Source organism: Bradyrhizobium sp. USDA 4504 (assembly GCF_054063995.1).
The window spans coordinates 6,134,102-6,160,955 of sequence record NZ_JBSSGV010000001.1 but is presented as its reverse complement, the minus strand read 5'-3'; the positions used below and the strand labels follow the sequence as shown (position 1 = coordinate 6,160,955).

The following is a 26,854-nucleotide window of genomic DNA, read 5'->3' as shown; positions in this document are numbered from 1 at the left end:
ATGGGATTGGCTCAATATGCGGTGATTGCAGCCGGCGAGGAATGGGGCGTCCTGCACGACGGCAATCTCAACGGCGGATACGCCACCAAGGAAGCTGCATTCGAATCCGCGGCGGCCGCCGCGGCTCTGGCGATCAGGATGGGGCACGAGGTCCACGTCAGCGTTCCCGGGCGCGAGGAGGGTGAAGCGGCCCTCACCAAGCGACCCGCCTGATCCAAATCACAGCAGTACGGCTTGCATTCGATGGGACGACGATGCGCGCCAGCGCGCTCTACGGATCGAGCTCAGTATCCCAGTAGAGATAATCGAGCCAGCTCTCGTGCAGATAGTTCGGCGGAAACAGCCGGCCGTTGCGATGCAGCTGATGCACGGTCGGGGCGTAGGGCGTCTGCTTCGGAAACATCTTGGCCTGCTGCGGCGTCAGATTGCCCTTACGCAAATTGCAGGGCGAGCAGGCGGCGACGACGTTTTCCCAGGTGGTCTGGCCACCCTTGCTGCGCGGAATGATGTGATCGAAGGTGAGATCGTCGCCCGACAGGCAATACTGGCAGCTGAATCGGTCGCGCAGGAAAACGTTGAACCGGGTGAAGGCGGGGTGGGTGGTCGGCTTGACGAAGGACTTGAGGGATACGACGCTCGGCAGCTGGATTTCGAAGGAAGGACTTCGTACCGCCCGGTCGTAATATTCGACGATGTTGACACGATCGAGGAACACCGCCTTGATCGCGTCCTGCCAGGACCAGAGCGACAGCGGGTAATAACTCAGCGGCCGGAAGTCCGCATTCAAGACCAGCACCGGCCAACCGCCTTGCGAGACATGTGCGTTCAAATAACGCTCCTGACTCCCATTAGCTGCGAAGCAGCATGCACTCACATACTACAGGCAGCGTGACGGGATTGTGAAGAGCAATGAGCGGCTTATCCGCCGCGCCCTGCCATGTTCCTGCCCCGATTGCCTCCCACCCGCGAGGCCCGTAAAGGGAGCCGCAAGGCCCTGTCGGCCAGTGACGGACCTTGCCGATGACCACGACCTCAAGCTATCTCGAGGCGCCGCGCCGGTTGCGCGCGTTCGTGCGCGCGCACGAGACGAGCCTTGTGGTGCTGGCGGTGCTGATCGGCGCCATTGGCGGCCTCGTGGTGGCGGTCATGAGCAGCCTCGTCACGGTGCTGCATTCGGTGCTGTTCAATCTGCCGCCCGGCGACCGGTTGTCGAGCCAGCCCAGCATCGATCCCGTGCGCGCGCTCGTGGTTCCCACGATCGGCGGCCTGCTGCTGGGATTTGCGTTCCTTCTGTTGCTCCGGGTCCGGCCGGCCCGCGAAATCGACCCGATCGAGGCCAACGCGCTTTATGGCGGGCGGATGTCGTTCCGCGGCAGCATGATCGTGGCGCTGCAGACGATCTGGTCAAGCGGCGTCGGCGGCTCGGTCGGGCTCGAGGCCGGCTACACCCAGCTCTCCAGCGGCCTCGCCGCCTCGCTCGGGCGCGGCTTTCACCTCCGCCGCAACGACCAGCGAATCATGGTGGGCTGCGGTGCGGCGGCGGCGATCGCCGGCGCCTTCAGCGCGCCGCTTGCGGGTGCGTTCTACGCTTTCGAGCTTGTGATCGGCGGCTATACGCCGGCCAGCCTGACCCCGGTCGGCGTGGCGGCGGTGACCGGCTACTTCGTTGCCCATGCCTTCGAACCGCTGCCGCTCGGCGTCGGCGTCGGAACCGTCGGCGATGTGCTCGGACGGGATCTTGCGATTGCAGCGCTGCTCGGCATGGTCGCGGCCCTGACCGGCATTGCGATCATGCGCGGGGTGACGCTGTGCGAGGCGCTGCTGACCAAGAGCCGGCTGTGGCCGCCGCTGCGGCCGGCGCTCGGCGGGCTTGCGGTCGGCGCGATGGCGCTATTGACGCCGCAGGTGATGTCGTCGGGCCATGGCGCGCTGCGCTTCGCCGGCATCGTGGCGATGCCGCTTGCCTTCATCGCCGGCGTGTTCGCGCTGAAGGCGGTGGCCTCGATCATCTCGCTCGGCTCGGGCTTTCGTGGCGGATTGTTCTTCGCCACGCTGTTCATGGGCGCGCTCGGCGGCCGGCTGTTCGCCGCCGGCGTCGACATCGTGTGGCCGGGGCTGAACCTCGACCCCAACGCCTATGCGGTGATCGGCATGAGCGCGCTGTCGGCCTCGGTGATCGGCGGTCCACTGACGATGTCGTTCATCGCGCTGGAATCCACCGGCAACCTCTGGCTTACCACCGCGGTGCTGGTCGCGGTCATCATCTCGACCACGATCACGCGCGAGCTATTCGGCTATTCGTTCGCGACCTGGCGATTGCATCTGCGCGGCGAGACCATCCGCAGCGCCGCCGATATCGGCTGGATCCGCGATCTCACGGTCGGCAAGATGATGCGGCAGGACATGACGACGGTGAACGCCGCGATGCCGATCGAGGCGTTCCGCGAGGAATTCCCCCCGGGCTCGAAGACCCAGGTCGTCGCGGTCGACGGCGAGGGGCATTACGCCGGGCTTGCGCTGGTCGCCGAAGCGCATGCGCCCGATATCGAGGCCGACAAGGGGCTTGCCGCGATTCTGCGCTATGCCGATGTGGTGCTGCATCCCGGCATGAACGTGCAGGAGGCGATCGCGGTGTTCGACGCGGCCGAAGCGGAATCGCTCGCCGTGGTCGAAGGTGACCGCCGGCCGATCGGCCTGCTCACCGAAGCGCACGCCATGCGGCGCTACGCGGAAGAATCCGAGCAGCGCCGCCGCGAGGTGATCGGCGAGATTTGATTGCGCGGGAACGCTTTTCGACCCGTCATCCTGAGGAGCCGCGAAGCGGCGTCTCGAAGGATGCACGGCCACCAGCCGGGGGCCGTCGACCCTTCGAGACGCGCGCGATGCGCGCTCCTCAGCGTGACGGTGATGGAGTGACGGTGGGAGACTGAATCTAAACCTTCTCCAGCTTCTGCAGGCACCGCGTCACGCGCACCGCGGCCGGCATCTCGGTGTCCGGAAAGCTGGTCTTCCAGTCGGTGACGCCGACTTCGCCGACATAGATGTCGCCGCGGGAATCCAGCGCGATGCCGTGCGGCGCCAGGAATTTGCCGGTCTCGACGCCGGGGCCTTGCTCGCCGCCGAGGCGCGCGATGCGCTTGCCGGTGTGATCCACGATCGACAGTCTCGGGCCGAGATTGGGCACCTTGCGATTCACCGCCATGCCGGGGCCGAGCTCGCCGATCACGAAGTTCGGCTGCTTGCCACCGCCGCAGCAGCACAGCGCGCAGGGCCGGTGCAGGTTGTTCCACTGCGTCTCGTATCTGCCGTTGCCGTCGAACACCTGGACGCGGTGGTTCTCGCGGTCGGCGACATAGACCCAGCCATCGGCGTCGGTCGCGATGTTGTGCACGATGTTGAACTGGCCGGGGTCGGTGCCGGGCTCGCCCCAGGTTTTGATCAGCTTGCCATCCGGCGTGTATTTGTGGACGCAGGCATTGCCGTAGCCATCGGAGACATAGATCTCGCCCTTCGGCGACAGCGCGGTATGGGTGCAGCGGTGGAACGGCTCGCCGCTCATGAACGGCGCCGGCTTGTTCGGGATGCCGATCGTCAGCAGCACCTTGCCGTCGGTCGAGCATTTGCGCACGGTGTGGTCGCCGTCATCGGTGCAATAGAGATTGTCGTCGGCGTCGATATGCAGGCCGTGGGCACGCGAGAACTCGCCTTCGCCCCAGCTCTTGATGAAATTCCCATCGCGGTCGAGCACCACCATCGGATGGTCGCCGCGGTTGAAAACGTAGACGCGGTCCTTGCTGTCGACCGCGACGGAGGCAACATCGGTCAGGCTCCAGCCGTCGGGGAGTTTTGCGAAGTTCTCCACCACGCGATAGCGGTGTTCGCCGGTGCCGAGGGTGGTTGGCATGTTGTCTCTCCTCTGAGCCGTCATTCCGGGGCGATGCGCAGCATCGAACCCGGAAGCTCGTCATTCCGGGTCTGGTCCTTCGGACCAGCCCGGAATGACGATGGTGGGGTTAGGAAAAATCCGCCCGTGGCCCGACGTCGCGCGGCAACAGGCCTTCCTCGATCGCCTTGATCTGCAATGCGAGATAGCGCGAGTTGATGCGGCATTGCGCGAGGCTGCCGGCGATGAACCACAGGCCGGGCTGCGGCGTGCGGGTGTACATGTTGCGCAGTTCCTGGCCGTCGCCAAAGCCCCAGATCGGGCCGACGCGCGCGGCCATCGCCTCGCCGAACAGTTTCTTGACCAGCTCTTCCTGCGGCCGGTAGCCGGTCGCGAGCACGATCAGGTCGGCGGCAACGATCTCGCCGTTCTTCAGCCGCGCGCCCTCGCTCACGAAGGTGTCGATGTCGGCGAATTGCCGCAGCGCGACCGCACCGCTCGCGACCAGATCGGAGCAGCCGACGTTGAAGTAGTAGCCGCCGCCGCGGGTCAGGTATTTGAACTGCCAGCCGGTGCCGCCATCGCCGAAATCGAGCTTGAAGCCCTTGCGCGCGAGGCCGTCGAGCAGCGGCTTGTCGAGCTCTTTCGACTGCTCGGTCATCAGCACATGGCTGCGCTTGGCGAGCACAAGCGGCATCGAGGTCGCGATCAAATCGTTGTCCTCGAGCGTACCTTCATTGTAGGCGGCATAGGCCAGCTGCGCCGACGGCTCGATATTGGTGATCAGCGTCGAGGAGCGCTGTACCAGCGTGACCTCGGCGCCCGAGGAATGCAGGTCCTGCGCGATGTCGTGGCCGCTGTTGCCGGTGCCGATCACCAGCGCGCGCTTGCCGGTCCAGTTCTCGCCGTCCTCGTAGCGGCTGGAATGCATCACCTTGCCGCCAAAATCTTTCAAACCGGGGATGTCGGGCAGATTGGGAATGCCGCTGACGCCGGTCGCCATCACGACATGGCGCGGCTGCATTGTCCGTGTCGTGCCGTCGGCGCGGCGCAGCTCGACGGTCCAACGCCCCGTTGCGTCGTCATAGCTGCCGCCGACAAATTCCGTGCCGGTCCAGAAGTTCAGCTCCATGGCGTCGACGTAGGCTTCGAACCAGTTGGCGAGCTTGTCCTTCGGGATGTAGGTCGGCCAGTTCGGCGGGAATGGCATGTAGGGCAGGTGATTGACCTGTACCTGGTTGTGCAGGGTCAGCGCGTGATAGCGCTTGCGCCAATTGTCGCCGACGCGTGCTTCGCGGTCGACGATCAGCGCGTCGATCTTGAGCTGCTGCAGCCGCGCGGCGATCGCAAGCCCGGCCTGTCCGCCGCCGACCACCAGCACATCAGGGTTGCGGTCGGCATATTCGGCGGATGCCTTGCGCAGGTCGAGCCAGTTGGGGCCGCGGAAGTCGCGCGAATAGGACTGCCCGCGCGGCCTGGTGTGGCCCTGCTGCTCCTCAAAACCCTTCAGCTCCTCGAGCGCCGTCAGCAAGGTCCAGGCCTTCAGGCGATCGTCGTCGGCGGCATCGGGGATCAGCCGCACGATGCCATGGCCGCGGCCGACCGCCGTCTCGAATTTGAAGATCGCCTCGATCGCATGGGTGCCGGCGCGCGTCACGCGGCGCGGCGCCGCGCGCTCGGCATCGATGCGGAAGTCATGCGGCGCGCTGCGACGCGCATGCGCCGGCAGCTCCTCGATGATTGCGAAGGCCCGGTTGACGGTCTGGATGTTCCAGCTCAGCGCCAGCACGTCGCGCCAGTAGCTGTCGGGATGGAACAGTGGCTTCAGCAGCACATCGTCCGGGCTCGCCAGCGCATCTTCGAACTGCACAAGCCAATTGTCGGCGGCGACCGAAATATCGTCCGTCTTGTCGAGCATTGAGCGTTTCTCGCCATCGGCCGCCTTGCTGATATTTTCTTGGCGGCGTTCCCTTTCCGCGAAGCCTATACCCATTCGAAGGCGTGCAGAAAGGGCGCGACGAGATAGCGCCTATTCGGCCAGCGACAGGATCAGGCCTTGATCCGGTGGAACGCGGCCTTGCAGGGTATCGAGATAGGCCTCGCGCACCGCGGCCGGGCCGCGCCGCTCGACGACGTCGAGCCAAATGGGCAGATGCGGCACGAGCTCCGCCCAGGCGACGCCAAAACGCTGGTCGATGCCGCCCGGACCCCATTCCTTGGCGCGCTTGCGGATCTGGTCCGGGGCGAAGAACCACACCGGGTTGGCGCCGGGCAGCGTCGGCTCCTCCGGCTCGCTCGCGCGATGCGTGAGCCCGACCCGGCCGGAATAGACCATCTGCGTGCCGAAGTGCCGGTGCAGACTTTCGCGCAGCGCGCTGTTGCCGGCCATGTCGACATAGGCTGTCGGCTCGGCCGCCGGGATCGCGGCAACCTGGTCATAGGTGACGACCTCGTCATAGCAACCGAGCGAGCTGACGAAATCGACATTGCCCTTGGAGGTCAGCCCGATCACGGAGATACCCTGCTTGTGCACGAGATGGGCGAGGCCGAACGCGGTCTTGCTCGAGGCCGACGACAGGATGACGCGGCGTGCGCCGTAGAACGCATTCTCGGCCAGGAAGTCGTCGACTAGGAAGGACAGCATGAACAGCGGCAGCAGCAGCGCGCGGAAATCGCCCTGCCGGCCGGCATAGGTCGGATCGCCGGAGACGCGGGCGTAAGCGTTGTAGACCGGCGAGACCTCCTGCCGGTGCGCGGCGCCGTCGCGCAGGCCGCGCTTGCTGACGTCGGTAGCCTCGATCACCAGATGGGTCGCCATCGGGAAATAGCCGAACAGCGTTTCGCCGGCTGCGATCATCGGATGTTTCGATACCAGCACCTCGCCGAAGCCCCACACCGGGATGATGCCGTAGCCTTCGGGCGCCCGGAACAGCTGCCAGTATTTCAGCTGCTCGCCGATCACGGCGTAGGTGATGTTGTTGGCGGTGAAGGCGAAGCGGGTCACCTTCACCAGCAGCGCATCGGCCGGCAGCGCCGCGGCATCGGGCAACTGCGTCTCGATCACCTTGCACTGCTGCAGATCGTTGCGGATGACGATGAAGTCGGTCGAGTTCATGGCGGTGATGCGGGCTCAGGATGTGCCGGCATCGTTGCGTCGATTGCCGGCCGTTTGCAACAGCAACTAAGTTTCAAACGCCGTTCGCTTCGCCGTCAGATCGTTCAGCCGAGCTGTCCTTCGCGGTAGAGGTCGCGCAGCTTGCGCTTGAAGATCTTGCCGGTGGCTTCCCGCGGCAGCGCGTCCATGAAGCGGATATCCTTCGGCACCTTGAAATTGGCGAGCTTGTCGCGCAGGAAATCCTGGATCGCCGCAACCGAAAGCGTGATGCCTGCTTCCGGCTCGACGCAGGCGAACAGCCGCTCGCCGTATTCGTCGTCGGGAACGCCGAACACCGCGCAGTCGCGGACGCCTGCCATGCCGATAAGGGCATTCTCGATCTCGGCGGGATAGATGTTGACGCCGCCCGAGATCACCATGTCGCGCTTGCGGTCGCACAGGAACAGATAGCCGTCCGCGTCGAGATAGCCGACATCGCCGACGCTGATCAGTCCGTCGTGATCGGCCTCGGCGCGCGCCTTGGCGTTGCCGTGATAGTCGAAGTCCGAGATCAACGTCTGACGCATGAAGATCTCGCCGGGCTCGCCGACGTCGCATTGCGTCCCGTCGGGCCGGAAGATCTTGACGATGCCGCCTTCGATCGCGCGGCCGACGGTGCCGGGCTTGGCCAGCGCTTCGGCTGACGAATGCCAGACCGGGATGCCGGTCTCGGTCGAGCCGAGATATTCGTTGATGACCGGTCCCCACCACTCGATCATCGCGCGCTTGACGTCGACAGGGCAGGGCGCCGCGCCGTGGACGATGAAGCGCAGCGACGACAGGTCGTGGCGGCGCCGCGTCTCCTCGGGCAGGCGCAGCAGCCGCACGAACATGGTCGGCACCATATGCATGTGGGTGACATGGTGGCGCTCGATCAGTTGCAGCAGATCTTCCGGATCGAAGCGCGGCTCAAGCACGATCTTGCAGCCGTTGCGGAACGCGAGCATTCCGTAGGAGTGCGGCGCCGAATGATACATCGGACCGTTCATCAGGATCACCTGATCCTCGTTCGGCTTGACGCCATAGGTGATGGCGCCGACGCGGCGCGGCCGCCGCCTGCTGCTCGAGCCGCATCGGCTTGCGCTTGACGCCCTTCGGCAGTCCGGTAGTGCCCGACGTGTAGAACATCGGCGCCGCGCCGATCGGCGCGTCGGTCAGCGGTTGATGCGTCTCGCGCCAGACGTCCCAGTCGGTCATGCCGTCGGGCACGCGGGTGAGCGCCGGCGCCACGCCATAGGCCGCGGCAATCTCCGGCGGCGTCGTCACCACGAGCAGCTTGATTGCCGGCGGTAGCCCGTCGCGGATCTGCGGCAGCAGATCGGCGTGGCAGACCAGCGTGTCGGCGCCGCTGTCGGACAGGATGTAGGCGACCTCGTCGGCCTTCAGATGCCAGTTGATCGGCACCACCGGGCTGCCGAGCGCGGCCGAAGCCGCGACCACCTCGAACAGCGCGAAATCGTTGCGCAGCATCATGCCGACCGGCTTGCCGCCCTGCACGCCGAGCGCCCGGAAGCCGCTGGCCGCCCGCGCGATGCGGGCGTGAATGTCGCCGTAGCTGATCTGTCTTTCGCCGCTGATGATCATGTCGCGCCTCGTCTTCTAGCGATCGTCCAGGATCTCGCCGAAGCTGATCCAGCTCTTGCCGTTGAACCGGCGCAGCCGCAACTGCTGGAACGGCAGGTAGTCGTCCGGCCCGGTCGATACCGTCATGCCCGGCAACAATAGCGGCAGCGGAACGTCGCGCAATGACGCCGCCTGGCGCATGATGTTTTCGCGGCTGAAATCGTTCTTGCAGGCCTTCAGCACGGCCATCAGCAGTGTCGCATAATGATAGCCCGCCGAGTAGTTCGAGTTGCTGAGGTCCGCATTGGGCAGGTACTGCTTCATGAAGGCAAGATAGTCCTTCACGGCGGGATCATCGGCCCATTGCGCATCCATCGTGTCCTTCTGGTTGCTGGACGAGATCAGGCCGACCGCGTTCTCGAGCCCGGCGGGCTCCAGGAACGAGATCGACGACGCGGAGGTCGGCACGAAGAACAGGTCCGGCTTCCAGCCGATCTCGGCCACGCCCTTGATCATCTGCGGCGTGAACTTGCCGAGCACGACACCGAACAGCACATCGGCACCGGACGCCTTCAGGGTCGCGAGCTGCGAGCTGATGGTGGGCGCTGAGGTCTCGTAGCTCGCTTCCGCGACGATCATGCTCGCGGCCTTGCCGCCGAGCGCACGCTTGAAGCCGGCGACATAGTCGCGGCCGAAATCGTTGTTCTGCGCAAGGATCGCGATCTTTGCGTCGGGCTTGGCCTGCAGCACATATTTGGCATAGACCACGCCCTCAGATTCGTAGGACGCCATGCCTGGCATGGTCCACGGATAGGTCTTCGGGTCGGCCCATTTGGTCGCGCCGCTCAGCACGAACAATTGCGGGATCTTCTTGCTGTTGAGATAGCGGTGCACGGCGTTGTTGGTGGCGGTTCCGAGCGAGCCGAACATCATCAGCACCTCCTCCTGCTCCACCAGCTTGCGGGTCTGCTCGACGGTCTTCGGCGGCGAATAGGCGTCGTCCAACGTGATGAATTTCACCTGCCGGCCGTTGATGCCGCCCTCCGCGTTAACCTTCGCGAAAAACGCTTCCTGGGCGCGGCCGATGGTGCCGAAGCCGGAGACCGGTCCGCTATAGGGCAGCGTCTGGCCGATTCGGATCGCTTCGTTGCCGTTGTCGGCGGCGGCCGTGCCGGCGATCGCGCAGACCGCAAGCGCGGCTGCAAGCGCGTGTTGCGCTCGTTTCATGGTTCACTCCCGGACTTTGTGAAACAGCGTCAGGCGCTGGTGCGCAGAAAGTCGCTGCGCGCCGCGGCGAACTCGGACTTGAGCCGCGCCACCAGTTCGGCGACCGGCGGGGCGTCGGTGATCTGGCCGATGCCCTGGCCCGAGCCCCAGATGTCGCGCCAAGCCTTGGCCTTCATGTTGCCGCCGGAGCCGAAGTTCATGCTGGATTTGTCGGCGACCGGCAGGTTGCCCGGATCGAGGCCTGCCGCCGCGATCGACGGTCCGAGATAGTTGCCGTGCACGCCGGTGAACAGGTTCGAATAGATGATGTCGTGCGCGGCGTATTCGGTCAGCGCCTGCTTGTACCTGATATCCGCGTTGGCTTCCGCGGTCGCGATGAAGCGGGTGCCGATATAGGCGAGGTCGGCGCCGAGCGCGAGCGCGGATGCGATGCTCCAGCCGTCGGAGATCGCGCCCGACAGCAGGATCGTGCCCTTGAACCATTGCTTGACCTCGCGCACCAGCGCGAACGGCGACAGCGTGCCGGCGTGGCCGCCCGCGCCGGCGCAGACCAGGATCAGGCCGTCGACGCCCTGCTCGGCGGCCTTGCGCGCGTGCTTTACATTGATGACGTCGTGGAACACCACGCCGCCATAGGAGTGCGCGGCCTCGACGATCTCGGACGGCGGGCGCAGCGAGGTGATGATCACGGGTACCTTGTGCTTCACGCAGGTTTCCATGTCGCGCATCAGCCGGTCGTTGGAGGCGTGGCAGATCTGGTTGACGGCGTAGGGTGCGACCTTCTTTTCCGGATGCAGCGCCTGGTACTCGCCGAGCTCGTTCTCGATCTGGGTCAGCCATTCGTCGAGCTTTTCGGCCGGGCGGGCGTTCAGCGCCGGGAACGAGCCGACGATGCCGGCCTTGCACTGCGCGATCACGAGCTCGGGCCCCGAGACGATGAACAGCGGGGAGCCGACGACCGGCAGTTCAAGCCTGTTGGCGAGCGAAACGGGCAGCGTCATTTTCGGATCCTCCATGCGCGTCGCCCGGCCGGCAGCCGGGGCGGATCGCGATTTATTGTGATGGCTGGAGCGGTGGCGCTCTTGGCGCGGCAATATAAGGCTGGACGGCTCGGTCATGACGTTCAATATTGAACATCGGATCGACCAGAAATGAACGATGTCGCAAGAAGGGGAGCGGCATGGACTGGGAGCTTTGCAAGACATTCGTCGCGGTGGCGGAGACACGCAGCCTTGCCGGGGCGGCACGGCGGCTGCGCATCAGCCATCCCACCGTCGGCCGCAACGTCGCGGCGCTCGAGCAGCAACTCGGCACCCGCCTGTTCGCGCGTTCCAATGACGGCCTGTCGCTGACGTCGCATGGCCGCAAATTCCGCGAGCACGCCGAAGCGATGGCCGCGGCGGCCTTGCGCGCGGAGGCGGCCGCGTCCGCCACCGGTGGGCAGGCGCGCGGTGTCGTGAAGCTGTCGATCGGCGCGACGCTGGCCGCGCACTGGCTGATGCCGCGCCTCGGCCCGTTCCTGCGCGATCACCCCAACATCCAGCTCGAGATCATCACCCATCCGTTCCCGGCCAGCGTGCGCCGCCGCGAGGCCGACGTGGTGCTACGGCCGGTCGATGCGGGCGAGGAGAACCTGATCGGGCGCAAGATCGGGCGGCTCGGCACCGGCTTCTACGCTTCCCGCGACTATGCGGCAGGCCGCAAGCTGCCGGAGCGGCGGGACGAGTGGCGGGGCCACCATGTGATCGGCTTTGCCGACCAGGCCTCGAACGCGCATCTGGCGCGCTGGAGCGACGTCATCACCCGACAGGGCACGCTGGTGATGCGCTGTTCATCGCAGGGCGACATGCTCGCGGCGGCGCGGGCCGGGCTCGGGATTTGCGCGCTGTCCTGCCTGGTCGGGGCCGACTACCCCGATCTGGTGCGGGTCGCGCCGCAAAAGCTCTCGAGCCTTTCCGATCTCTGGCTGCTCGCCCATCCCGATCTGGTCGAGCTTCCCGCGGTGCGCGCCGTCATCGGCTTCGTCACCGACTGCGCGCGCGAGGATCGCGTCAGGCTGCGCGGCTAGAGCGTTTTCGAGCGAAGTGGATACCGGTTCGCGTGAAGAAAACGCGTCAAAACAAGAATCTAGAGCGCCGTTCCGATTCCATCGGAACGGGAAACGCTCTAGGTCGCGTTGTCAAGCACGCGCCCGCAACAGCGTCACCGCGAGCAGGACAAAGGCCGCGCAGGTCCACAGCGACTGCCAGTTCTCCGCCCCTTCGTTGAATCCTGTGTAGATCGCCGTTGCAATGAAAATGCCGGCAAAGATCGACTCCGCCAGTGGGCGGATTCCCTTCGTGGGAGGATTGAGCAGCGTCACGGCCGCAAAGGGCACCGCCGCCATGGTGAGAGGCGCGAAAGGGAAATCAATGAAGCGCGGGTCGAACACGAGACCGATTGCGGTCGCCGTGCCGATCACGACGGTGATCATCAAGGCCAGTCCGTGCAGGGTTGCCAGCACCGATTCAGTGTGGTGACCCTTCGGACCCAACACTTCGAAAAAGCTGGGCGGTGCGCGGCCCGACATCAGGGCGTCGGCGCTCAACACCGGCGAAGCCGTGGCCGCCACCAGCAGCGAGCCCCACACAAGCCAGCCTCCCGTTCCGTAGCTTTCATAGACCAATCTCTGCTCGGCGACGCCAAACAGGATGCCAGCCGTGGTCGCCGATAGCGCGACTGCAAGCCACGACGCGAATGCGGGCTTTCTCGGCTTGCGGCGTAAGGTCAGCCATGCCGCGCCGAAGACGAGGATCGCCAGGCCCATTCCGCTGACCATTTGCAGCTTCCAGAGCGGAAAATTGCTGACCGGTTGGCCCGGCGGATATTTCGGCATGCGCTGCTCGGAATCGAACAGGCCCCAGGAGCCGCCGACCGTGCCCTCGATCTCCCGCTTCCAGCCTTCATCATAGGCCTCGAACAGGTTGACGCGGAAATGCTGGCGCCGGGCAAGGTCGAGGACCTCCGAAACCACTCGCGCCTGATTGATGCGGGACGGCAGCGCGGACTCGCGCATGCGCCCCTCGCTGGGCCAGCCGATTTCTCCGATAAAGATTTCCTTGCCTGGAAAAGCCGCGGCGATCTGCCGGCGCATCTCGTCGGCGTGAGCGGCGGCATCTTCCGCCCGGATTGGAACATTTTCCCAATAGGGCAGGATGTGAACCGTGACGAAGTCGACGGCGTCGGAAAGCTCGCGATTGCTCAGCCAGAATTCCCAGACGTCGGCATAGGTGACGGGCACGGAGACCTGCGCCTTGATCGAGCGGATCGTGGCGGCAAGGTCGGAAGCCGACATTTCCTTGCGTAGCAAGACTTCGTTGCCGACCACGAGCGCGATGATGGTTTCCGGATATTCCTGGGCGAGGCGGATCGCGGTGGCGACCTGCGTTGCATTCTTCTTGCGGTCTCGATCGAGGAAGATGCCCTGGATGACCTTCAGCCCCGCCTTGGCCGCGAGTGCGGGAATCTGATCGAGACCAAGATCGGTCGCATAGGTGCGGATGCAGTCGGATATCTTCGCGAGTTGCGCGAGGTCTTCCGCGATCTGTTCCGGCGAGACCTGCGTCGCCGGCGAAAGCGATGTCTGATTGTTACGGAACGGCGCGTACGAGATGCATTGCACCTTGTCGTTCGGATCGATCGGCGCGCGCGGCAGGTCGACCGGGATGCCGAGCCACCACCACGCCGCGGCGATCGCGCCCAGGGATAACGAGAGAAGCGTCAGCGGGATACGGAAAGAAATCAGGTCCGTCTCCTTGCAATAAGGACGTGCTGCGCGTGCAAAATGGGCGAGGCCGGCAAATTGAAAAACTATATCTCTGCTGATTCTATATCACGCGATCACGCAGTTGGTGTGTTTTTCTCCACGACTACTTTGCACCGGCGATCACGCCCTCGCGATTTCTGAGCACGCGATAATATGCCCACCACAGATGCGCTGCGGCGCCGCGCAGCGGACGCCACGGCTCCGCAAGCGGCGCCATCTGCTTCGGCGTCGGCCGCTCCTTCAAGCCGAGCCCGACCTTGACCGCTTCCTGCACGGCGAGGTCGCCCGCGGGCCAGGCATCGCCATGGCCGAGGCAGAACAGCAGATAGACATCGGCGGTCCACGGGCCGATCCCGGGCAGCGCCGTCAGCGTGTTGTGCGCCGCATCGGCCTCCTCATTGGCAAGGACGTCGAGGTTCAGCCGCTCCTCGGCGAGCTCGCGCGCGATGTGCTTCAGCGTCTTGATCTTGGCCGCCGACAGCCCGAGCCGGCCGAGCCGGTCGGCCCGCGCCTTGCGGATCGCGTCATGGTGGAACGGGTCGAACGCCGTGCTGACGCGCCCCCAGATCGCCGCCGCACTCGCGGTCGAGAGCTGCTGGCCGCAGATGATCGCGGCAAGCCCGGCAAATCCGGGCTCGCGCTGCCGGATCGCCGGCATGCCGGTCAGCTCCAGGATCGGGCGCAGGCGGCGGTCCTGCTCGACAAGTTTATGGATCGCGTCGTCGAGGTCGGCCTGGGTTTCGAGGTGAATCAGCATTTGCGGGGTCTGCATCGGCTTGTCAGGCGCGGGCTTGACCCGCGCATCGATCTCCTATCGTAACAGAGTCTTGTCCGGGCGCATGAACCAGAGTCGCCGGGGCAAGTCCGGCAATGACGCGTGACCGATCACCATGCCACCCGTTTTCCGCTTCGCGCCGAGTCCGAACGGCTACCTGCATCTCGGCCACGCCTATTCGGCGCTGCTCAACCACGACCTCGCGCGGCAGTCGGGCGGACGCTTGCTGCTGCGGATCGAGGACATCGACGCGACGCGCTGCCGGCCGGAATTCGAGCAGGCGATTTATGAGGATCTGGCCTGGCTCGGCATCGCCTGGGAGACCCCGGTGCGGCGGCAGTCCGAGCATTTCGGCGCCTATGGCGCGGCGCTCGACCGCCTGTCGGCCCAGCGGCTGGTCTACCCGAGCTTCGAAAGCCGGGCCGAGATCGCGCGGCTGGTCGCGGAGCGCGAGGCCGGCGGCGCGTGGCCGCGCGATCCGGACGGCGCGCCGCTTTATCCGGGGCTGGCCAAATCGCTGTCGGCCGCGGCGCGCGACCGGCTGATCGGGCAGGGTGTGCCGTTCGCGTTGCGGCTCGACATGGCCTCAGCCCGCGCGCGCGCCGGTGAGCTGCGTTGGCTGGAAGCGGGCGAGGGGCCGGCTGGCGAGAGCGGAGACGTCGTGGCCCGGCCTGAGGCCTGGGGCGACGTGATCCTGGCGCGCAAGGAGACCCCAACCAGCTACCATCTCTCGGTCGTGATCGATGACGCCCTGCAGGGCGTTACCGATGTCGTCAGGGGCGTTGACCTGTTCTGGTCGACCAGCGTGCATCGGCTGTTGCAGGAACTGCTCGGCCTGCCCGCGCCAAACTACCGGCACCACCGGCTGATCCGAGACGCGGCCGGCCAAAAGCTGTCGAAATCGACCCAGGCGACCGGACTGCGCGAATTGCGGGCGGCTGGGGCGAGCCCGGCCGATATCCGCCGCCTGGTCGGCTTGCCGTAGATTCTGGCCAATTGATCGCATGATGGCGTTTTGCGCGGGCGCGCCGTAAACGTCGCCGTGACTCCGGCACGCCTGGCATGCCATGTTGTTGACCGGGGTGGGGATCACGGAGACCATGGCGTCAAAATCGCGCGCACGGCGCAGCAAGCGGCCATCCAAAAGGACGCCGCCGAAGGCGCGCGCCGCCAAACCGCGTGCTGCCAAGACACGAACTGCCAAAACACGAACTGCCAAGGCCCGCGCCGCCAAGGTGGCGGCCAGGCCGCGCCGCAAGCGGGCCGTGCCCAAGCCGGCCCCGAAGGCCGGTCCCGGCATGGTCGATGCCGCGCTTGCCGCCTTTGCCCATGAGGTGCGGACGCCGCTCACCGGAATCCTTGCGATCAGCAATCTGCTCGCGACATCCGATCTCGGCGAGCGCGAGCGGCGCTGGGTCGACACCATCAAGGCCGGCGCCGAACATCTGGCGAGCCTTGCGACCCTGTTCGTCGACGCCGCCCGGAGCGAGGGGCCGGGGCTCGAGATCCGGCAGGATTTCTTCGACCTGCGCACGCTGGCGCGTCACGCAGCGGATTCGCTCGCCGGCCGCGCGGCGGCCAAGGGGCTGCAGGCTTCCGTCGAGGTCTCCGACCAGTTGCCTGCCTTCGCGGTCGGCGATCCCGTCCGTCTGCGCGCGGCGCTGGAAAATCTGATCGACAACGCGGTGAAGTTCACCGAGCAGGGTAGCATCGAGCTGCGTATCGTGCCGGTGGGCATGGTCAAGGCAAGGTCGGGCGACAAGATCGGCGTCGCGTTCGCGATCTCCGACAGCGGGATCGGCCTGACGCTATCGGAGGTGAAGCGCCTGTTCCGGCCGTTCTCGCAGGCCAACGTCTCGATCGCCGCGCGGTTCGGCGGCGCCGGGCTCGGCCTGTCGTCCGTCAGGCAGCTCGCGCGCGCCATGGGCGGCGACATCGTCGCGGACCGGCGCGCCGGCGGGGGCACCACCTTCACGCTCAAGGTGGAACTGGCGCCCGCCGAAGGGCCGGCCGGCACCGCCTCCGGCGAGAGCGCGGCGGCGCTGCTGTCGCAAGGGCTGCGGCTGCTCAGTGTCGAGGACAATCCGTTCGGCCGCGTCGTGCTCAACACGATCCTGACCGAGCTCGGCCACCACGCCGAATTCGTCGGTCAGGGCGAGGCCGCGCCCGACCGGCTCGCGCAGGGCGCCTTCGACGCCGTGCTGATGGACATGGTGCTGCCCGGCATCGGCGGCATCGAGGCGATCAAACGCATCCGCGCGCTGCCGCCGCCGCACGGTCGCATCATGATTGTCGGGATTTCCGGCCGGGCCGAGGACGAAGCCGCGGCGCGCGCTGCCGGCGCAGACGGCTTCCTGGTCAAGCCTGTGTCCCCGCGGGCGCTCGCGACTGCGCTGCATGAAGCGACACGCCGTGTGGCAACCGCGACTTGATGATCGCCGCGTTCAACTCGCCGCCGAACACGAAGATCGCGGCGATGAAATACAGGAACACCAGTGCGATCACCACCGAGGCCAGCCCCGCATACATCGTGACGTAGTTGTTGGCGAAGCGTGCGAGGTACATGCCGAAGCCGATGCCCGAGAGCAGCGAGGCCACCATGGTGAAGATGATGCCGGGCAGGATTTGCGTGAAGCTGCGACGGCCCGCCGGCAGCCAGGCGTGCAGGATGAAAAGCGCGACGACCAGCGCCAGGATCGTGACGCCGTAACGGGCGGTGTTGAGCAGGCTCTCGTTCGATTCGACGAAGAACGGGATATAGCGCCGCGCCGCCTCGATGATCAGCGGTCCGAGCACGATCAGGAAAGCCATCGCGAGCGAGGTGAACGCCGCGACCAGCGTGTAGCCGATCGACTCCAGCCGCAGCCAGTACCAGCGCCGCGGCTCGATCACGGCGTAGGCACGGTTCAGCGCCACCCGCAGCGCCTCGACGCCGTTGGAGGCGAAGTAGACCGCGAGCACCGCGCCGATGGTCAGGATATCGCCGCGGGTGTTGGTCAGCACGTCGTGGATCTGGCCGGACAGCGCCTCGGCGACCTGCCGCGGCCAGACCTGCAGCATCAGCCCGACCGCCTGGTCGGCGAGTTGCTTGGAGCCGAAGAAGCCGGCCACCGAGGTCAGCACGATCAGGAACGGAAACAGCGCCATCAGCGTCGACAGCGCGATGTGGCTCGCGATCGCCCAGCCGTCGTCGGCGAGGAACGTGTAAAAGGCATCCATCACGACGTGGGTGACGTAACGAAGCTGCTTCACATTCCACCCGGCATTGTCGAAAACCGCTCGGCCCGAGAACCGACCCAGCATCTGATATTACGCGCTGAAAAGCCAGTTGGTTGCATGGCCGGGCTGTGTGGAAGTCCGCGTCCTGCGGTGTTATGTACCGCAAATGACATCTCTCCTCAGCACGATCATTCTTCCCATCGCCGTCGGCGCCGTCGCGCTGGTGCTCCTGCTCGGCCTCATCAACATGATGAAGGGCGGCTCGCCGAACACGTCGCAAAAGCTGATGCGGCTGCGCGTGCTGCTGCAGTTCGTCGCCATTGTCATCGCGATGCTCGCGGTCTGGGCGATGGGGCGCTAGGTGAGGTAGATTTGTCGGGCTATTCTCCACCTCTCCCGATCGGAGTGGTGGACTCGAACATCGAACACCGGAGCCTGCCATGGTTGTTCTCAATCGGATCTACACGCGCACCGGCGATGACGGCACCACCGCGCTCGGCTCCGGCGAGAGGCGGCCGAAATACGATCTGCGCATTGCCGCCTATGGCACTGTCGACGAGACCAATGCCGCGATCGGCGTGGTGCGGCTGCACCTTGCCGGCAGCCCCGAGGTCGATGCGATGCTGGGCCGGATCCAGAACGATCTGTTCGATCTCGGCGCCGACCTCGCGGTGCCCGAACGCGAGGGCAAGGCCGAACGTCTGCGGATGCTGGCAAGCCAGGTCGAGCGGCTCGAGCGCGATATCGACAGCCTGAACGACCTGCTCGCGCCGCTAACCTCGTTCGTGCTGCCCGGCGGCACGCCTGCCTCTGCCTATCTGCATCTCGCCCGGACGATATGTCGCCGCGCGGAACGGATGATGGTGGAACTCGCCGCCCAACCCGACGAGCCGGTCAATCAGGCTGGCATCCAGTATATGAACCGGCTGTCGGATTTCCTGTTCGTTGCCAGCCGCTTCCAGAACAGTAAGGGAGCGGGAGACGTGTTGTGGGTGCCGGGCCAGAACCGCTAAACTGGTTCAAAACCGGGGGACGGTTTTTTGGCTTTGGCGCGTTGACCGGGAGAAACGGGACCTTTAGGTTCCGCGCCAGCCAACCGAAACCCATAAAATCAAAGCGAAAGAGGATCGATGAAGGTTCTTGTGCCGGTAAAGCGGGTCGTCGACTACAACGTCAAGGTCCGCGTCAAGAGTGACGGGACGGGCGTGGAGCTCGCCAACGTCAAGATGTCGATGAACCCGTTCGACGAAATCGCCGTCGAGGAAGCGCTGCGGCTGAAAGAAGCCGGCAAGGCGACCGAAGTGGTGGTGGTGTCGATCGGACCCGCGCAGGCCTCCGAGACCATTCGCACCGGACTTGCGATGGGTGCCGACCGCGGCATCCTGGTCAAGGCCGAAGGCAATGTCGAACCGCTCGCGGTTGCCAAGATCCTGAAGGCGGTGGTCGAGGCGGAGCAGCCCGGCCTCGTCATTCTCGGCAAGCAGGCGATCGACGACGACTCGAACCAGACCGGCCAGATGCTGGCCGCGCTGCTCGGCTGGTCGCAGGCGACCTTCGCCTCCAAGCTCGAGGTCGAAGGATCCGACTTCAAGGTCACCCGCGAAGTCGACGGCGGCCTGCAGACCATCAAGCTCAAGGGCCCGGCGATCGTCACCACCGACCTGCGCCTGAACGAGCCGCGCTATGCGTCGCTGCCCAACATCATGAAGGCGAAGAAGAAGCCGATCGACGACAAGAGCGTCGCTGACTACGGCGTCGATGTGACGCCGCGTCTGGAAGTGCTGAAGACCGCGGAACCGGCAGGCCGCAAGGCGGGCGTCAAGGTCAAGGACGTCGCCGAACTCGTGAACAAGCTCAAGACCGAAGCCGGGGTTCTCTGATGACGACGCTGTTGATTGCTGAACACGACCACGAGACGCTGAAGGACGCGACCAACAAGGCGCTGACCGCGGCGAGCCAGCTCGGCGGCGATGTCCATGTGCTGGTTGCCGGTGGCGGCCAGGGCACCAAGGCGGCGGCGGAAGCAGCCGCCAAGCTTGCCGGCGTCACCAAGGTGCTGGTGGCCGAAGGCCCGGCCTATGAACACGACCTTGCCGAGCCGCTGGCCGCGCTGATCGTCGCGCTGGCTCCTAGCTATGACGCGTTCGTCGCGCCCGCGACCTCGCGCTTCAAGAATGTGATGCCGCGCGTCGCGGCCTTGCTCGACGTCATGCAGGTCTCCGAGATCATCAAGGTCGTCGCCCCCGACACCTTCGAGCGGCCGATCTATGCCGGCAACGCGATCCAGACCGTGAAGTCGAAGGACGCCAAGAAGGTGATTACGGTGCGCACCTCGACCTTCGCCGCCGCCGGCGAAGGCGGCAGCGCTGCGATCGATAACGCCGCTGCGGCCGCCGATCCCGGCCTGTCGACGTTCGTCGGCGAGGAAGTCGCCAAGAGCGACCGTCCCGAGCTGACCTCGGCCAAGATCATCGTCTCGGGCGGCCGCGCCATGCAGAGCCGCGAGAACTTCGCCAAGTACATCGAGCCGCTCGCCGACAAGCTCGGCGCCGGCGTCGGCGCCTCGCGCGCCGCGGTCGATGCCGGCTATGCGCCGAACGACTGGCAGGTCGGCCAGACCGGCAAGGTGGTGGCTCCGGAACTTTATGTCGCGGTCGGCATCTCCGGCGCGATCCAGCATCTGGCCGGCATGAAGGACTCCAAGGTGATCGTCGCCATCAACAAGGATGAGGACGCGCCGATCTTCCAGGTCGCCGATTACGGCCTGGTCGCCGACCTCTACCAGGCGGTTCCGGAGCTCACCGAAGCGCTCGGCAAGCTCGGAAAGTAAGCGACAAGACACCGGCCGGGTGGGTAAGCTCCGGCCGGTGTTATTATTTTCGAGGCAATGATCCGGAAACGTTTTTCCGAAAGGATCGTGCTCGACGGGGGAAAATGGGACCCGGGTATGATGACCTGTCATCACATCATGGTCCCGGGAAACGTTTTCCGGCGGATTGGGCAACCCGGAAGGCTTTACTTCGGGTATCGTTGGAATTGGGCAGGCGCGATGTGCGCGCCGTTCCGGTGGATGACAAGATGACGGTGGCAATCAAAAAGGTCGGCGTGATCGGTTCGGGCCAGATGGGCAATGGCATTGCCCATGTGGCGGCGCTGGCCGGCTTCGACGTGGTGCTCAATGACGTGTCCGGCGACCGGCTGAAGTCGGCGCTGGCGACCATCAACGGCAATCTGACCCGGCAGGTCGCGAAGAAGGCGATCAGCGAGAGCGACCGCAAGCAGGCGCTCGACCGCATCGCCTCCGCCGAGTCGCTCGACGCGCTCGCCGATTGCGATCTCGTGATCGAGACCGCGATCGAGAAGGAAGAGACCAAGCGCAAGATCTTCCACGAGGTCTGTGCGGTACTGAAGCCGGAGGCGATCGTCGCGACCAACTCGTCGTCGATCTCGATCACAAGGCTCGCCGCCTCGACCGACCGCCCGGAGAAGTTCATCGGCATTCATTTCATGAATCCGGTGCCGGCGATGGAACTGGTCGAGTTGATCCGCGGCATCGCCACCGACGACATGACCTTCGACACCGCCAAGGCGTTCGTCGCCAAGCTCGGCAAACAGGTCGCGGTGTCGGAAGATTTCCCCGCCTTCATCGTCAACCGCATCCTGTTGCCGATGATCAACGAGGCGATCTACACGCTGTATGAAGGCGTCGGTAACGTCGAGGCGATCGATGCCGCGATGAAGCTCGGCGCGCACCATCCGATGGGCCCGCTCGAGCTCGCCGATTTCATCGGCCTCGACACCTGTCTGTCGATCATGCAGGTGCTGCACGAGGGGCTGGCCGACTCCAAGTACCGGCCGTGTCCGCTGCTGGTGAAGTATGTCGAGGCCGGTTGGCTCGGACGCAAGAGCCAGCGCGGCTTCTACGACTATCGCGGCGACAAGCCGATCCCGACGCGGTAATCGTCGCGTCTTCAGATCAGTGCCCGCAGCAGCGCAAGCGTCGCGGGCACCAGACCGACAATCATCGTCACACCCGTTCCAAGTCCGAGCAGATGTGCTGTCAGCGCGAGGCGCGGGGTCCGTCCGTGAGGCGTCATTGCAGTGCCGCGCAGGCGCGCTTCAGCCGCCTTGCGGCCTCCTCGATGGTCGATGACGGGTTGGCGAAGCTGAGGCGGATATAGGGCGACAGCCCGAGATCCTCGCCGGGAAACACTGCCACGTCGGCCGCCTCGAGCAGATAGGCCGAGAAATCGCGGTCGGTCCGGATCACTCTGCCGTCGGGCGCGCGCTTGCCGATTATGCCGGCGCAGGCGACCAGCAGATAGAACGTGCCTTCCGGCGGTGTGCAGGACAGCCCGGCGCATTCGTTCACGAGTTCGGCAAAGCGGTCACGCTTGGCGCGCAGGATGGCGGCACGCGCAAGCAGCACATCCTGCGCGCCGTCGAGCGCGGCAATTGCCGCGGCCTGGCTGATCGACGACGCGCCGGACGTGGTCTGCGACTGGATCGTGATCATCGCGCGGATCAGCGCCGCGGGTCCGGCGGCATAGCCGATGCGCCATCCCATCATGGCGTAGCTCTTGGCGAGGCCACTGACGGTCAGCGTCCGCGGCTTCAGGCGCGGCTCGATTTCCGCAAGCGTCGGCGCCGGAGATCCGTTGAACACGATGTGCTCGTAGAGCCCGTCGGCCAGCACCCGGATTTCCGGATGCCGCAGCAGGACCGTGGCGATCTCGGACAGATTATCACGCGAATACAGCGCGCCGGATGGGTTGACCGGATTGTTGACGATGATCCAGCGGGTTCGCGCCGAGATCGCCGCCTGCAAATCCTCCGCGCGCAGCTTGAAGCCGTTGTTCTGCGCGCACGGCACCACCACCGGCGCCGCGCCGGCCAGCCGTACCTGATCGAGATAGGGCGCCCAATAGGGCGCGGGGATGATGACCTCGTCGTCGGGCGCCAGGGTCGCCAGCAGCGCGTTGAACAGCGCCTGCGTCGAGCCGTTGGTGATGACGATCTCGTCCGGGCCGTAGTCGAGATGATGGTCGCGCAGCAGCGCGGCCTGCACCGCCCGCTTCAGTTCCGGCGTGCCGTCGACATCGGTGTAACGGGTTTCGCCGCGCAATGCGGCTGCATGCGCCGCTGCGATCACATGGTCCGGTGTCGGGAAGTCCAGATTGCCCGACGACAGCTCGATGATGTCGCGCCCGGCAGCTCGCAGTTCGCGGGCGCGGCGGCGCAGCACTGATGCGGGCGATGCCGTGATGCCGCTCATGCGCGGTGAGAGAAGCGGTGCAGCGGTCATCGGACGTATTGCGCCTCACCGTTGCCGAACGACCAGTTCTCGGGGAGCACCTCGACAAGGTTGATGAAGATGTCCTCGGCGCGCAGGCCGGGGCTTTCGGTCAGCCGTTCCGCGATCCGTCGATAGAGCTTCTGCTTCTGCGCCACCGGGCGGGTATTGCTGACAGTAATCTGGATGATGATCAGATCATCGCTGCGCCTGATGCCGAGATAGTCGGCACCATAGAGGAAATCATCGTCATCGTGCTCGGAGATTGTCATGAAGCGATCGCCTTCCGGCACGTCGAAGGTCTCGCGCATGGCGCGATAAAGGCTTTCAAGAACGGCCTTGCGGTAGGCGGCGGGCTTGCCCCGTCGCAATGAAACGCGGGTCAGCGGCATGATGGTGGCTCTCCTAGTGGCGTGACGTGCCGCCGATCCTAGGGGCTCCTTGCTCATTGAAAAACGGTATGGTAATGCATTTCAATGATTTCATATTTAAATGAATGACCATGAAGGCACTCGACGTCGAGGCAGTCCAGGCGTTCGTCCTGGTGGCCGATCTCAGCAGCTTCACGCGCGCGGCGCAGGCGCTGGAGACCACGCAGTCCGCGGTCAGCCTGAAGATCAGGCGTCTGGAAGACGGCCTCGGCCGGCGGCTGCTGGAGCGAACGCCGCGGCTGGTTCGGCTGTCCGCTGAAGGGGCCGCCTTCCTCGGCGCCGCGCGCAATCTGGTGGCCGCGCATCAATCGGCGATCAGCTCGTTTGCCGTCGAGCATCGGCGGCTGGTCGTCGGCATCAGCCACCACATCGTCGGCTCGGAACTCGCCTCGCTGCTGAAGCGGATGAACAGCACCGATCCCGGGCTGGTGATCCAGCTGCACGTCGACACGTCGCGTTCGGTGCTTAGCGCATTCGACGACGGCAGGCTCGATGCTGCGATCGTGCTCCGCCACGACGCCAAGCGCCGCGATGGCGACGTGCTGTTCGAAGAGCCGTTCGGCTGGATGGCCGCACCCGATTTTCACCATCGACCGGGCGAGCCGTTGCGCCTCGCGACGCAAGCCGAGCCGTGCAGCGTGCGTGCCATGGCGGTCGAAGCGCTCGACGCCGCCGGCATCGCCTGGACCGAGGCATTCGTCGGCGGCGGGTTGTCGACGATCGGAGCTGCGATCTCCGCAGGCCTTGCGGTCGCGGCGCTGGCGCGCCGGGTGGCGCCGGCGGACACCGTCGATCTCGGGCCGCGGCTTGGCCTGCCGCCATTGCCGTCCCGCGACGTCATGCTTCACTCAAAACTGTCCGATGCGCGGACACGGCAAGCGCTGCGCACCCTCGGCGCGGCCTTCGCGGCGAACACGGCCTGAGACGCGGATCATCGCGCTAGCGGGAATTTCGAGGCCGATGCGTCAGCCTGACGCGGCCATCGATTACCCAAGCATTAACTTTCGCGCGTTACCTCAAACCCCAGTTTTGGGAGTGCCGCGTATGGACATGATGAGCATGGTCACCAGCATCCTGTCGATGCAGCAGGGTAGTCTGCAGGGTGAGATCGCAACCCGCGTGACCAAGCAGAACCTCGACGCCGAGAAGTTCGCGGTTCAGACCCTGCTCGGCACGCCTTCCACCGCGAATTTGTCGCCCGGCATCGGCGACAACCTCAACACCGTCGCCTGATCAGAACCCGGCTGCGGCTGGCTGCAGCGCGGCCTTCACCAGCTTGATCGCGTCGTCGCTCGCCCATTCGGCGGGACCGGCGATATTGGCGATTTCGCAGCCCTTGCCGTCGACCAGCACCGAGGTCGGCATGCCCAGCGCCTTGCCTATGTTCTTAAGGTCTTGAAAAGCCTTGGCTTTCTGATCCGAAAAATAGCCGAGATTGGTCAGATTGGCCTCTTTCAGGAAGTTTTTCGGCTTGTCCGGGTCGCGGGTGTCGATGTTGATCGCGACCACCTCGAAATCCTTGCCGCCGAGCTTGGTCTGCAGGCTGTCGAGCGCCGGCATTTCCTTGCGGCAGGGCACGCACCAGGTCGCCCACAAATTGACCAGCACGGTCTTGCCGCGCCAGTCCGAGAGCTTCTTCGGCTGGCCGTTGGCGTCCTCGAAGGTCAGGTCGGGCAGCATCAAGGGGGTGGTCGCCATGGTCAGCGCCGCGACCTCGCCGTGGGCAAGCGGGGCGATCTTCTTCGCAAGAGCCACCGCGCTGTTGCAGGCGATATCGCCGCCCGCGGGATGCTTGAGGCTGGAGACCCCCGCATAGCCGATCACAGCCCCGGCCAGCACGGCGCCGATCACCAGCGGGATGCGCCACTTGGCGGTCGGCCTGGCGGTCGGGTTGGGTTGGGTCGTCTCGGGCATATCGTTTGTCATCCTGGGTCGATGTGGCTAAGCAGTGCCGGGAATACGACCGGAACTGCGGTGCTGTTTCGCCGCCTCCGGCCATGAAACCGCAAGGCTGAAATACGAATTCGTGAGCGAGATGTCATGAGCAACAAGATGTGGGGCGGCCGCTTCTCGGAACGTCCCGACGCGATCATGGAGGAAATCAACGTCTCCATCGACGTCGATCGTCACCTTTATGCCCAGGACATTGCCGCGTCCAAGGCCCACGCCGCGATGCTCGCTGCGCAGGGCATCATCACGTCCGCTGATGCGAAAAATATCGGCAAAGGTCTAGACACGATTTTGTCAGAGATCGGCAAGGGCGATTTCGATTTCAAGCGCGCGCTCGAGGACATTCATATGAATGTCGAGTCGCGGTTGTCCGAATTGATCGGGCCCGCGGCGGGCCGGCTGCACACCGCGCGCTCCCGCAACGACCAGGTCGCGACCGATTTCCGGCTTTATGTCCGCGACACCATCGATGAGACCGATGCGGCGCTGGCCGCGTTCCAGCAGGCGCTGGTCGCCCGAGCGCTGGAGCATGCCGGCACGGTGATGCCGGGCTTCACCCATCTGCAGACCGCGCAGCCCGTGACCTTCGGTCATCATCTCCTGGCCTATGTCGAGATGGCCAGCCGCGACCGCGGCCGCTTCGCCGACGCGCGCAAGCGGTTGAACGAATCGCCGCTGGGCGCGGCCGCGCTCGCCGGGACCTCGTTTCCGATCGACCGCGCCGCGACCGCAAAGGCGCTCGGCTTCGACCGTCCGATGGCCAATTCGCTCGACGCGGTATCCGACCGCGATTTCGTGCTGGAGACGCTGTCGGCGGCCGCGATCTGCGCAGTGCATATGTCGCGCTTCGCCGAGGAGATCGTGATCTGGACCTCGCCCTTGGTCGGCCTCGTCAAGCTCAGCGACAAGTTCACCACCGGCTCGTCGATCATGCCGCAGAAGCGCAATCCGGACGCGGCCGAGCTGGTCCGTGCCAAGACCGGCCGCGTGATCGGCGCGCTCACCGCGCTGCTGATCGTGATGAAGGGCCTGCCGCTCGCCTATCAAAAGGACATGCAGGAGGACAAGCAGGGCGCGATGGAGGCTTTCGAGGCGCTGTCACTGGCAATTCGCGCCATGACAGGCATGGTCGAGGACCTGGTGCCGGACGAAGCAAAGATGAAGGCCGCCGCCGGCGAGGGCTACGCCACCGCCACCGATCTTGCCGACTGGCTGGTGCGCACCCTGAAAATGCCGTTCCGTGACGCCCACCACGTTACCGGGCGCATCGTCGGCCTAGCATCGAAGCAGGGTGTGGCGCTGCACGAGCTGCCGCTCAAGGCCATGCAGGAGGTTGAGCCGAAGATCACGGCCGACGCGCTGAGGGTGCTCAGCGTCGAATCCTCTGTGCAGAGCCGGACCTCGTTTGGCGGCACGGCGCCGAAGAATGTGATGGCGCAGGCCAAGGCCTGGGCCAAGCGGCTGGAAAAAGAGCGAAAATTGGGCTGAACCGGAAAATTTGGCCGTGATTTCATGGCGCTCCGCCTCTCGCCAGAGCACGCCAATGTTTGTATG

25 protein-coding genes and 1 pseudogene are annotated in these 26,854 nt (G+C 65.4%); 13 read left to right on the top strand and 13 right to left on the bottom strand.

Annotated features, from left to right (window positions below; all coding sequences use genetic code 11):
- The gene (locus ACVMB1_RS29085) at positions 1-213 is read left to right on the top strand and encodes a hypothetical protein (protein ID WP_028333636.1); all 213 of its coding nucleotides are present in this window, start codon (positions 1-3) and stop codon (positions 211-213) included.
- Between the two features lie 58 nt (positions 214-271).
- On the opposite strand, the gene ACVMB1_RS29080 is transcribed toward ACVMB1_RS29085, so the two are convergent.
- A complete protein-coding gene (locus ACVMB1_RS29080) occupies positions 272-829 on the bottom strand; it encodes an HNH endonuclease (RefSeq protein WP_016845270.1) in 558 nt (185 codons plus the stop codon).
- Between the two features lie 191 nt (positions 830-1,020).
- Between ACVMB1_RS29080 and ACVMB1_RS29075 the strand changes: the two genes are divergently transcribed.
- Positions 1,021-2,775, top strand: coding sequence for a chloride channel protein (locus tag ACVMB1_RS29075; RefSeq protein WP_076827406.1), 1,755 nt, complete (start codon positions 1,021-1,023; stop codon positions 2,773-2,775).
- Between the two features lie 157 nt (positions 2,776-2,932).
- Here the strand turns inward: ACVMB1_RS29075 and ACVMB1_RS29070 are convergent, their stop codons facing one another.
- The 6 genes and pseudogenes from ACVMB1_RS29070 to ACVMB1_RS29045 form a co-directional block, all read right to left on the bottom strand.
- The gene (locus ACVMB1_RS29070; protein ID WP_076827407.1) at positions 2,933-3,904 is read right to left on the bottom strand and encodes a peptidyl-alpha-hydroxyglycine alpha-amidating lyase family protein; all 972 of its coding nucleotides are present in this window, start codon (positions 3,902-3,904) and stop codon (positions 2,933-2,935) included.
- A gap of 109 nt (positions 3,905-4,013) precedes the next feature.
- On the bottom strand, positions 4,014-5,801 hold the full coding sequence (locus ACVMB1_RS29065; protein ID WP_076827408.1) for a flavin-containing monooxygenase: 1,788 nt from the start codon (positions 5,799-5,801) through the stop codon (positions 4,014-4,016).
- Positions 5,802-5,912: 111 nt separating this feature from the next.
- On the bottom strand, positions 5,913-6,998 hold the full coding sequence (locus tag ACVMB1_RS29060) for a DUF2855 family protein (protein WP_076827409.1): 1,086 nt from the start codon (positions 6,996-6,998) through the stop codon (positions 5,913-5,915).
- Between the two features lie 104 nt (positions 6,999-7,102).
- Positions 7,103-8,621 (bottom strand): annotated as a pseudogene (locus tag ACVMB1_RS29055) (acyl-CoA synthetase).
- A 15-nt stretch (positions 8,622-8,636) separates the two neighbouring features.
- Entirely contained in the window at positions 8,637-9,827 is a 1,191-nt protein-coding gene (locus ACVMB1_RS29050; protein ID WP_076827411.1) for an ABC transporter substrate-binding protein, read from the bottom strand.
- Between the two features lie 29 nt (positions 9,828-9,856).
- The gene (locus ACVMB1_RS29045) at positions 9,857-10,828 is read right to left on the bottom strand and encodes an NAD(P)H-dependent flavin oxidoreductase (protein WP_076827499.1); all 972 of its coding nucleotides are present in this window, start codon (positions 10,826-10,828) and stop codon (positions 9,857-9,859) included.
- Positions 10,829-11,007: 179 nt separating this feature from the next.
- Between ACVMB1_RS29045 and ACVMB1_RS29040 the strand changes: the two genes are divergently transcribed.
- Positions 11,008-11,895: a LysR family transcriptional regulator gene (locus ACVMB1_RS29040; RefSeq protein WP_141340062.1), complete on the top strand. Its 888-nt coding sequence runs from the start codon at positions 11,008-11,010 to the stop codon at positions 11,893-11,895.
- Between the two features lie 111 nt (positions 11,896-12,006).
- On the opposite strand, the gene ACVMB1_RS29035 is transcribed toward ACVMB1_RS29040, so the two are convergent.
- Together ACVMB1_RS29035 and ACVMB1_RS29030 are read right to left on the bottom strand one after the other, a co-directional pair.
- On the bottom strand, positions 12,007-13,569 hold the full coding sequence (locus ACVMB1_RS29035; RefSeq protein WP_076827415.1) for a glycoside hydrolase family 17 protein: 1,563 nt from the start codon (positions 13,567-13,569) through the stop codon (positions 12,007-12,009).
- Between the two features lie 166 nt (positions 13,570-13,735).
- Positions 13,736-14,389: a DNA-3-methyladenine glycosylase family protein gene (locus tag ACVMB1_RS29030; RefSeq protein WP_076827500.1), complete on the bottom strand. Its 654-nt coding sequence runs from the start codon at positions 14,387-14,389 to the stop codon at positions 13,736-13,738.
- 133 nt (positions 14,390-14,522) lie between these two features.
- Between ACVMB1_RS29030 and gluQRS the strand changes: the two genes are divergently transcribed.
- Positions 14,523-15,392 (top strand): tRNA glutamyl-Q(34) synthetase GluQRS, encoded by an 870-nt coding sequence (gene gluQRS / locus ACVMB1_RS29025; RefSeq protein WP_076827417.1) that lies wholly within the window; start codon positions 14,523-14,525, stop codon positions 15,390-15,392.
- Between the two features lie 115 nt (positions 15,393-15,507).
- Positions 15,508-16,839 (top strand): ATP-binding protein, encoded by a 1,332-nt coding sequence (locus ACVMB1_RS29020; RefSeq protein WP_076827504.1) that lies wholly within the window; start codon positions 15,508-15,510, stop codon positions 16,837-16,839.
- Here ACVMB1_RS29020 and ACVMB1_RS29015 read toward each other — a convergent pair.
- Positions 16,766-17,626 (bottom strand): YihY/virulence factor BrkB family protein, encoded by an 861-nt coding sequence (locus ACVMB1_RS29015; RefSeq protein WP_371852129.1) that lies wholly within the window; start codon positions 17,624-17,626, stop codon positions 16,766-16,768. The genes ACVMB1_RS29020 and ACVMB1_RS29015 overlap by 74 nt on opposite strands.
- A 166-nt stretch (positions 17,627-17,792) precedes the next feature.
- Between ACVMB1_RS29015 and ACVMB1_RS29010 the strand changes: the two genes are divergently transcribed.
- The 5 genes from ACVMB1_RS29010 to ACVMB1_RS28990 all read left to right on the top strand — a co-directional run bounded on the left by ACVMB1_RS29010 (position 17,793) and on the right by ACVMB1_RS28990 (position 21,586).
- On the top strand, positions 17,793-17,987 hold the full coding sequence (locus ACVMB1_RS29010) for a twin transmembrane helix small protein (protein ID WP_028340366.1): 195 nt from the start codon (positions 17,793-17,795) through the stop codon (positions 17,985-17,987).
- Positions 17,988-18,066: 79 nt separating this feature from the next.
- Entirely contained in the window at positions 18,067-18,639 is a 573-nt protein-coding gene (locus tag ACVMB1_RS29005) for a cob(I)yrinic acid a,c-diamide adenosyltransferase (RefSeq protein ID WP_076827419.1), read from the top strand.
- A 117-nt stretch (positions 18,640-18,756) separates the two neighbouring features.
- Positions 18,757-19,506 (top strand): electron transfer flavoprotein subunit beta/FixA family protein, encoded by a 750-nt coding sequence (locus tag ACVMB1_RS29000; protein ID WP_016845285.1) that lies wholly within the window; start codon positions 18,757-18,759, stop codon positions 19,504-19,506.
- Entirely contained in the window at positions 19,506-20,456 is a 951-nt protein-coding gene (locus ACVMB1_RS28995) for an electron transfer flavoprotein subunit alpha/FixB family protein (RefSeq protein WP_141340063.1), read from the top strand. Before ACVMB1_RS29000 ends, ACVMB1_RS28995 begins: the two co-directional genes overlap by 1 nt.
- A gap of 248 nt (positions 20,457-20,704) precedes the next feature.
- Complete coding sequence (locus ACVMB1_RS28990) at positions 20,705-21,586, top strand: 3-hydroxybutyryl-CoA dehydrogenase (RefSeq protein ID WP_076827506.1); 882 nt, start codon at positions 20,705-20,707, stop codon at positions 21,584-21,586.
- A 133-nt stretch (positions 21,587-21,719) separates the two neighbouring features.
- On the opposite strand, the gene ACVMB1_RS28985 is transcribed toward ACVMB1_RS28990, so the two are convergent.
- Positions 21,720-22,931: a pyridoxal phosphate-dependent aminotransferase gene (locus ACVMB1_RS28985; RefSeq protein ID WP_076827423.1), complete on the bottom strand. Its 1,212-nt coding sequence runs from the start codon at positions 22,929-22,931 to the stop codon at positions 21,720-21,722.
- Positions 22,928-23,311, bottom strand: coding sequence for a tautomerase family protein (locus tag ACVMB1_RS28980; protein WP_076827425.1), 384 nt, complete (start codon positions 23,309-23,311; stop codon positions 22,928-22,930). The genes ACVMB1_RS28985 and ACVMB1_RS28980 overlap by 4 nt, the downstream gene beginning before the upstream one ends.
- A gap of 110 nt (positions 23,312-23,421) precedes the next feature.
- On the opposite strand from ACVMB1_RS28980, the gene ACVMB1_RS28975 reads away from it, so the two are divergent.
- A complete protein-coding gene (locus ACVMB1_RS28975) occupies positions 23,422-24,273 on the top strand; it encodes a LysR substrate-binding domain-containing protein (protein WP_076827508.1) in 852 nt (283 codons plus the stop codon).
- A 121-nt stretch (positions 24,274-24,394) separates the two neighbouring features.
- Positions 24,395-24,583 carry a putative motility protein gene (locus ACVMB1_RS28970; protein WP_076827427.1) on the top strand — a complete coding sequence of 63 codons (189 nt, stop codon included), beginning with the start codon at positions 24,395-24,397 and terminating at the stop codon, positions 24,581-24,583.
- Here ACVMB1_RS28970 and tlpA read toward each other — a convergent pair whose 3' ends face one another.
- Positions 24,584-25,264, bottom strand: coding sequence for a thiol:disulfide interchange protein TlpA (gene tlpA / locus ACVMB1_RS28965; RefSeq protein ID WP_076827429.1), 681 nt, complete (start codon positions 25,262-25,264; stop codon positions 24,584-24,586).
- Positions 25,265-25,390: 126 nt separating this feature from the next.
- On the opposite strand from tlpA, the gene argH reads away from it, so the two are divergent.
- Positions 25,391-26,788 carry an argininosuccinate lyase gene (argH, locus tag ACVMB1_RS28960; protein ID WP_076827431.1) on the top strand — a complete coding sequence of 466 codons (1,398 nt, stop codon included), beginning with the start codon at positions 25,391-25,393 and terminating at the stop codon, positions 26,786-26,788.
- Positions 26,789-26,854: the final 66 nt, after the last annotated feature.